Here is a 7168-nt window from a genome sequence, read left to right as displayed (position 1 = left end):
CCGACAACTGCTGTTCAGTGACGTCCGTCTTCAGGCGGACTATTCTGGACCGTGGAACCGGGAGGAAATCATGAGCGGTCAGCACGGTGCGGAATCCGATCCGCGGGCGCAGTGGCGGCACTTGCCCTCGGAGCCGACGGAACTGATCGAGGAAACCGCGGCCGACACCAAGGCGACGGAGCACGGTGTGCCTGCGGTCGATCTCACCGAGGAGTTCGTACGCAAGTACGGGCTCTGACGCGATGGTGACCGTCTGCTCGCGGTGCGTAGATGTGATGTGGGGTCATTCTGCTCGCAATGTGCTGGAAGCAGAACCGGGATAGGGTCCTGTTCTCTTCGAGAACAGGAAGGGAGCGGTCGGTATTACGCTTCGGGTTTGGCTGAGCAGTGCTGGTGCGGCAACGGTTCAGATTATGCGGTTGCTACGGGAGAATCCCGACGGCGTCGATGTCACTATTTATGCCAGCAATGTGGATCCGAGTGCGGTTTCCCTCTCGGCCTGCGATGTGTCGGCGATCGAGCCTCGGTATGTGAGTAACGAGGAGTATGCGCGGTTCGCGCTCGATTTCTGCCGGATGCACCGCATCGATGTGATCGTTCCGCCGCGTCGTCTCGATGCGCTCGCGGGTCGGGTCGCTGAGTTCGCCGCGATCGGCACCAGGGTGATGTGCTCGCCGTTGTCGGCGGTGACGGCATTGACAAGCAAGGTGCGCACCTACGAAATAGCCGGTGCCGCAGGCATTCCCGTGCCCCCGTGGCGGGAGGTGACCACCGCGCACGAGTTCTACGCAGCGGTCGAGGAGTTGTCGCTCACCGGGGAAACGCTGTGCATCAAGCCGAGTGGTGAGTACTCGGCGTTCGGGTTCCGGATCCTGGATGACCGCCAGCTGACCATGGCCGACCTGCGGGTCGCGCCACGGCCGGTGGCCTCGGTCGAGGCGGTAGCGGGTGCGATGAGCAGGGCGGCAGACGCGGGCGAATCGGTCACCCCGCTGCTGGTGATGCCGTTCCTGGAAGGCCCGGAGATCAGTATCGACTGTCTCTCCGCACCGGGAGGTGAACTGCTGGTAGGCATTCCGCGTGCCAAGCAGGGTCGCTTTCGCTTGCTGGTCGACGATCCCGCCGCCGTCGATATCGCCCGTCAGCTCGTTCAGCACTTCGAACTGGCGTATCTCACCAATGTTCAATTGCGTTATCGCGCTGGGGAACCGGTACTACTCGAGGCCAATCCGCGACCGTCGGCCGGCCTGTTCCACACGGAATTCGCCGATGTGAACCTGCCGTGGGCCGCGGTTCGCCTACTGCTGCACGGTGATTCGGGATTGCGGCTGGCGCCGCGACTCGGTGTGTGTCTGGCTGTGGCGGAAGCGGTCATGGAGGTCACCCCGCAGCTGGATGGTCAGCTGTCGGCGGAGCTGCGCCGGAGCGCGGACCTGGTTCCGGGCTGATCGCTTGCCGGTGCCTCTCGGTGCCGAGTTGTCAGCAGGCGGCTCAACCCGTCGAGGAGCAGATCGAGTCCGAAGGTGAAATCGGCTGTGCCGGAGTGAGTTCCGTTGATGACCAGCGAGGCCAATTCGTGCATGTGGGGATGGGTTTCGGTGGGAATGATCGGCAGGAATTGTTGTGCGGCCGAGGCGTATTCGCCGGGTTCGAGCGGGAAGTTGATGGCCTGGAGGGTGAAGCCGTAGATGTGGCTGTCGAGGGCGTTCCAGGCCCGGTCGGCTTGCTCGTAGGTGAAGCCTGCGGCGATCAGGCAGCCGAGGGTGGCGTCGACGTAACGGAGCATGGCGGGGCCGACGTTGACGCGGGAGCCGAGTAGGCCGGTCGCCCAGCGGTGGTTCAGCAGGACCTCGTGGGCCGAGGTCGCTCGGTGGCGCAGCTCTGCCTGCCAGTCGCCGCCGATCGCGGGGACGTAGATCTCCGCGACCACCAGGTCGATGATGCCGTCGTAGAGGTCGTCCTTGTTGGCGACGTGGTTGTACAGCGACATCGCCTCCACGCCGACCGCCTTGGCCAGCTTGCGCATCGACAGGGCGTCGAGACCCTCCTGGTCGGCGAGGGCGATGGCCGCGCGCAGGACTCGTTCTCTGGTGAGGGGCGTGCGCGGCATGGCGGTTCCTTCCTTGACGTACTTACGGCGTAAGCGTAGCGTCTCGTGGTAGAGACTTACGATGTAAGTGCGAAATGAGGGACCCTGATGACCGATGTGGATACGGCTTCGATGACCGCCTGGGTTGCGCCCCGATACGGCGGGGGTGAGGTGCTGCGCAGCGAGATCGTGCCGCGCCCGACGCCGGGGGAGCGGGAGGTGGTGGTTCGGGTTCGCGCGGCGTCGCTGTGCAGCGGGGACCTGCATCTACTCGAGGGGACGCCGTACCTGCTGCGGCTCGGGTTCGGGTTGCGCAGGCCCAAGCATCCGATGATCGGCCAGAATCTGGCGGGTGAGGTGATCGCCGTCGGTTCGCTTGTCACCGAATTCGCGGTCGGTGACCGGGTTTTCGGTGAGGTGCCTAGCGGTGCGTTCGCCGAATATGTCCGCGCCGATGTGAAGTCTTTCGCCACCGTTCCCAACTCGATCGGCTGGGAAGAGGCTGCGGCCGTACCGGATTCGGGCATGACCGCGCTGCAGGGCCTGCGCGACATCGGCAAGGTTCGCCCAGGGCAGCGGGTGCTGATCAACGGCGCGTCGGGTGGGGTCGGCAGTTTCGCGGTGCAGATCGCGAAAGTGCTCGGCGCGCACGTGACCGCTGTCTGCAGCACCCGGCACATCGAGATGGTGCGGAGCATCGGCGCGGATGTCGTGATCGACTACACCGTCGATGATTTCACCTCATCGGACACTCCCTACGACGCGATCTTCGACCTCGCAGGCAACCGCAAGCTGCGCGACTACCTCCGCGTACTCACCCCCGACGGGGCCTACATCTCCTCCGCGGCGGCCCCCGGCGACAACTGGCTCGGCCCCGTCCGCTGGCTCGCCTCGGTCGTCATCGTCAACCTCTTCACCCGCCGAACCCTCAAACCCCTCCTGATGCGCCCCGCACCCGCGGACCTGAACTACCTGGCCGCCCTGGTCTCCCAAGGCGCACTCCGCCCCGTCATCGAGCGCCGCTACCCCCTCGCCGAAGCCCGCACCGCGATCGCCGCCTTCGCCAAAGGCCACGCCTCCGGCAAAACCATCCTCGTCGCACTGGACGAATGATCACCATGCACTGGTGCGAGTATCGCCCGAGAGAGAACAGCGTGAGGGCATGGTGATCTTGATCATTCGGTGAGTTCTCCTGTGGTGCGCCAGGAGTGGCGTTCTTCGGCGAAGGCTTTGGCTTGGGTGGTGCGGAAGGTGGTGATGGAGGGGGCGTTGTCGGTGAGGAATTTGCGGTAGTCGGCTAGGTGGAATTCGCCTGGTTCGGTGGGGATGTCGACCTTGCCTGCGGCGAAGTCGGCGCGGAGGTCGAGGAGTTCCTCCGGCTCGACGGGGTGCCAGCGGATGCGGTCGAAATAGCGGAGTAGCCAGGGGGTTTCGGTGGGGCAGTGGTCTACGCCGGGGCCTGCGGTGCCGGTGGGGCGGGCTCGGTGGTTCCAGACCTGGGTGGTGCGGCCGACGAACTGGTAGCCGCCGGGGCCTTCCATGCCGTAGATGCAGAGGTAGGCGCCGCCGATGCCGACCGCGTTCTCGGGGGTCCAGGTGCGGGCGGGGTTGTACTTGGTGGTGACGAGGCGGTGGCGGGGGTCGGTGGGGGTGGCTACGGGGGCGCCCAGGTAGACGTCGCCGAGGCCCAGGACCAGGTATTCGGCGTCGAAGACGGTGTTGTAGACGTCGTCGACGGATTCGAGGCCGTTCATGCGGCGGATGAATTCGATGTTCCACGGGCACCAGGGGGCGTCGGCGCGGACGCCGTGCATGTAGCGGGTGATCGCCTCGCGGGTGGCGGGGTCGTCCCAGGACAGCGGGAGGTGGACAGTGCGGCTCGGAACGACCAGCTGATCGGAATTCGGCAGTTGCGCTTCGGCTTCGGCGAGGAGGTCGAGCAGGTGGGGAATCGGCAGGACGGCCGGGTCCACTCTGATCTGGAGTGAGCGGATGCCGGGGGTGAGCTCGATGACGCCGCGCAGGCCGATCGCGATGAGGTGCTGGTGCAGGGCGTGGACGCGGGCGCGCAGGCCGAGATCCAAAGTCAGGGTGCCATATTCGACGAGGACGCCGTCGTCGCCTTGGCGTCGGTAGGTCACGCCGGTTTCGTCGTCTACCTCGGTACGGCGCAGGATGCCGTCGTCGCCGTCACGGCCTGCCGAGAGAACGGAGCCGAAGGAGGCGCGGCGGCGCGGACCGAGTTCTGCTGCGGGAGCGGCGTGTTCGGAGCGGATGGGGACGAAGCGGACCTTGTCTCCGGGGGTGAGCTGGCCGAGTTTCCAGCGGTCGGCGGCGACCACCGTGACCGGGCAGACGAATCCGCCGAGGCTGGGGCCGTCGGGGCCGAGCAGGATCGGGGTGTCGCCGGTGAAGTCGAGGGCGCCGACGGTGTAGGCGTTGTCGTGAATGTTCGATGGGTGCAGGCCCGCTTCGCCGCCGTCGGTGCGGGCCCATTCCGGCTTGGGGCCGATGAGGCGGACGCCGGTGCGGTCGGAGTTGAAGTGGACTTCGTAATCGGTGCCGACGATGGTGTCGAAGTCGTTGCGGGTGAAGAATTCCGGTGCGCCGTGGGGGCCTTCGGTGACGGCGAGTTCCCAGCGGTGGGCGAAGGCGGGTTGGTCGGCCATCGGGATCGCGGGGGCCAGGCGGGTCGACGGGGCGCCGAGCGTGAGTGATTCGTCGGCTCGCAAAGCTGCACCGGTTCCGCCGCCGAACTTGCCGAGAGTGAAAGTGGCAGTGCTGCCCAGGAATTCGTCTACATCGATCCCGCCCGAGATCAGGACGTAGGTGCGCATGCCGGGGCCGCGGATCGCGCCGACATCGAGCACGCCGCCTGCCGGGACCTCGACGGTCCGCCATTGCTCGACCGGGATTCCGTCCACGCGGACATCGGCGACCGCGCCGGTCACGCAGACCCAGGTCGCCGCCGAGAACCGCAGCGCGGGTCCGCCGAGCGTGCACTCCAGACCTGCTGCGCCTTCAGGGTTTCCGAGCACTCGATTGCCGAGGCGGAACGACAAGTCGTCCATCGGACCGGACGGTGGAACTCCGATGTGCCAGTAGCCGATTCGACCCGGCCAGTCCTGGACGGTGGTCTGCATTCCGGGGCGAACGACATCTATGCGCCGTTGAGAGGGCAACGACAATGACGGAGTGTCCGCCATCGTTTCCGGGAATGCGCCTGTCGTCTCGGGCTCGCTGGTGTCTGCGACAGGCGACTTGTTCTGGCCGACAGTCGAAGTCGTGGTCGAGGATGCGATTGCGGTGCCCGGCGGGGGGAACTCGGCCGCGTCGACGCCCGAGTTCGGTGCGGGGGGATCGGTGATCTTGCCCGATGCCAGGGGCGGGGCGAGGTCGGCAGCGGGGTCGACCTGGGTGTCGGTGAGGTTCATCGGGTCACCACCATGCGGACCGGCGTTGGGTCGAAACCGTTGCAGGGGTTGTTGATCTGGGGGCAGTTGGAGACCAGGACGAGGGTGTCGATTTCGGCGCGGAGGGTGAGCTTCTTGCCGGGGGCCGACAGTCCGTCGACGATGCCGAGGGTGCCGTCGGGTTCGACGGGGACGTTCATGAACCAGTTGATGTTGGAGACCAGGTCGCGTTTGCCGAGACCCCATTCGAGGGCGGCGGTGAGGAAGTTCTCCACGCAGGCGTGCTGATGGCGCGTGTGGTGGCCGTAGCGCAGGGTGTTGGATTCCTGGGAGCAGGCGCCGGCGATGGTGTCGTGGTTGCCGACCTCGTCGGCGACGACCGTCATCAACGGGGTGCCGCCCTCGGTGAGCAGGACGCTGCCGGTGGTGAGGAAGATATTGCGCTGGGCGGCGACGGTGGCCTGGGCGCTGTAGCGGTCGGTGTGGTCGGCGGCGGAATAGAGCAGGCAGTCGACGGCCTGGTTGCCGTGCAGGTCGATGATGTCGAGGTGGTCGCCCGCTCGGATGATGGCTGACCATGGCGCCTGAGCGGGAACGGTTTCGTCGAGGACGACGGTGCGGGTGGCGGTCATGCCGGAACCTCCGAGTTCTGTGCGGCCGACCAGGCGGCTTCGGTGTTGTCCACTGCGCGTTGGTATTCGGGGTCGCTGTTGGTGGTGATCAGGTCTGCGGGGGAGGGCCAGGCGATGATGTCGAGGTCGCCGGTGGGGCGGTCGTCGAGGGGGTGGGGGGCGTTGGCGAGCAACAGTGTCACCGGGAGGTGGATGATCAGGTCGAGGGTTGCGCCTGCGGGGGCGTTGCCGGTCGACTCGATGGCACCGTTGTTCGCGACCCGCGCGCCGCGGAACAGGGCGATCGAGGGGCCGATGTCGCGGGGTTCGAGGCCCTGTTTGGCGCCTGCGAGGTGGAGTTGGTGGCGGCCTGCGGTGGTGGGTCCGCACAGGGTGTCGTGGTGGCCTGAGGTGTCGAGGACGGTGGCGAGGACGCGGCCCTGGTCGGAGAGCAGCGGGTGGCCCGCGCTGAGGTACGCCTGCCAGGGGACCTTCACGGTGTCGGCGACATTCAGTCGCTCCCAGGGCGATTCGGCGCGCAGGAGGAACAGGTGGGCGCAGGTGGTGCCGGACGGGTCGGCCAGTCGTACGCGGGTGCCGCGGCCGAGCATGATGTTCGCGTAGCTGCCCGAGGGGATGCGTTGTGCGACAACGGGGGTTACGCCGTGCGGGATCTGGGGGCGGGCCGAGGTGGCTGCTGCGGCCTGGGCTCGTGCGTGGGCGCGGGCGCCGTCGGTGGACTGGGTACTCGTCATCGGGTGCCTCCTGTGGTGGTAGAGGGCTGGGGTGGTGGGCAAGTCCGGGGTTGGCAGTCCCAGGCGGGATGTGGGGCAGGGTTTGGGGTTTGGGTTGTCCTGGGGAGGATGTTTGGGCAGGGCGTTCGGGGTTTGGGTTGTTCCGGGCTGGTTTGTGGGGCAGAGCTTCGGGGTTTGGGTTGTTCCGGGTGGTTGGGGGCTGTGTTTGTTGGAGCGCTGGCGCGCTCGAGTCGCGGCCCCGAGGGGCCGCGGGGGGTGGGGGGCGCGAGAGGCCGGCGGGGCCGTCGGCGGGAGAAGGGC

General features: G+C 67.0%; 7 protein-coding genes. 3 read left to right on the top strand and 4 right to left on the bottom strand.

Annotation, left to right across the window (positions count from 1 at the left end; translation table 11 throughout):
• Positions 1–70 precede the first annotated feature (70 nt).
• Positions 71–238, top strand: coding sequence for a hypothetical protein (locus ACFW6D_RS12520; RefSeq protein WP_379327583.1), 168 nt, complete (start codon positions 71–73; stop codon positions 236–238).
• A gap of 175 nt (positions 239–413) precedes the next feature.
• Positions 414–1448: an ATP-grasp domain-containing protein gene (locus tag ACFW6D_RS12515; RefSeq protein WP_379327581.1), complete on the top strand. Its 1035-nt coding sequence runs from the start codon at positions 414–416 to the stop codon at positions 1446–1448.
• On the opposite strand, the gene ACFW6D_RS12510 is transcribed toward ACFW6D_RS12515, so the two are convergent.
• Positions 1400–2110, bottom strand: a complete 711-nt coding sequence (locus tag ACFW6D_RS12510; RefSeq protein ID WP_379327579.1) for a TetR/AcrR family transcriptional regulator C-terminal domain-containing protein — start codon at positions 2108–2110, stop codon at positions 1400–1402. The two genes, ACFW6D_RS12515 and ACFW6D_RS12510, sit on opposite strands and share 49 nt — an antisense overlap.
• Before the next feature lie 87 nt (positions 2111–2197).
• Here ACFW6D_RS12510 and ACFW6D_RS12505 point away from each other — a divergent pair, with 87 nt between their 5' ends.
• On the top strand, positions 2198–3202 hold the full coding sequence (locus ACFW6D_RS12505) for an NAD(P)-dependent alcohol dehydrogenase (RefSeq protein ID WP_379327577.1): 1005 nt from the start codon (positions 2198–2200) through the stop codon (positions 3200–3202).
• A gap of 62 nt (positions 3203–3264) precedes the next feature.
• Here the strand turns inward: ACFW6D_RS12505 and ACFW6D_RS12500 are convergent, their stop codons facing one another.
• From ACFW6D_RS12500 to ACFW6D_RS12490, 3 genes are all read right to left on the bottom strand, one after another.
• Positions 3265–5295, bottom strand: a complete 2031-nt coding sequence (locus ACFW6D_RS12500) for a 5-oxoprolinase/urea amidolyase family protein (protein ID WP_379327822.1) — start codon at positions 5293–5295, stop codon at positions 3265–3267.
• Between the two features lie 224 nt (positions 5296–5519).
• On the bottom strand, positions 5520–6134 hold the full coding sequence (locus tag ACFW6D_RS12495) for an urea amidolyase associated protein UAAP2 (RefSeq protein WP_379327575.1): 615 nt from the start codon (positions 6132–6134) through the stop codon (positions 5520–5522).
• Positions 6131–6868, bottom strand: a complete 738-nt coding sequence (locus ACFW6D_RS12490) for a DUF1989 domain-containing protein (protein WP_379327573.1) — start codon at positions 6866–6868, stop codon at positions 6131–6133. Before ACFW6D_RS12490 ends, ACFW6D_RS12495 begins: the two co-directional genes overlap by 4 nt.
• Between the last annotated feature and the right edge of the window lie 300 nt (positions 6869–7168).

The sequence above is a fragment of the Nocardia sp. NPDC058705 genome, assembly GCF_042749305.1.
Lineage (GTDB): Bacteria > Actinomycetota > Actinomycetes > Mycobacteriales > Mycobacteriaceae > Nocardia.
Note: the sequence above shows the minus strand (reverse complement) of the source record. Positions and strands in the feature narration are given on the sequence as shown.

Excerpts from the sequence above, each read along its gene's own strand:
- ACFW6D_RS12505 (WP_379327577.1), top strand. The coding sequence starts at position 2,198 with ATGACCGATGTGGATACGGCTTCGATGACCGCCTGGGTTGCGCCCCGA.
- ACFW6D_RS12500 (WP_379327822.1), bottom strand. The coding sequence starts at position 5,295 with ATGGCGGACACTCCGTCATTGTCGTTGCCCTCTCAACGGCGCATAGAT.
- ACFW6D_RS12495 (WP_379327575.1), bottom strand. The coding sequence starts at position 6,134 with ATGACCGCCACCCGCACCGTCGTCCTCGACGAAACCGTTCCCGCTCAG.
- ACFW6D_RS12490 (WP_379327573.1), bottom strand. The coding sequence starts at position 6,868 with ATGACGAGTACCCAGTCCACCGACGGCGCCCGCGCCCACGCACGAGCC.
- ACFW6D_RS12520 (WP_379327583.1), top strand. The coding sequence starts at position 71 with ATGAGCGGTCAGCACGGTGCGGAATCCGATCCGCGGGCGCAGTGGCGG.
- ACFW6D_RS12510 (WP_379327579.1), bottom strand. The coding sequence starts at position 2,110 with ATGCCGCGCACGCCCCTCACCAGAGAACGAGTCCTGCGCGCGGCCATC.
- ACFW6D_RS12515 (WP_379327581.1), top strand. The coding sequence starts at position 414 with ATGCGGTTGCTACGGGAGAATCCCGACGGCGTCGATGTCACTATTTAT.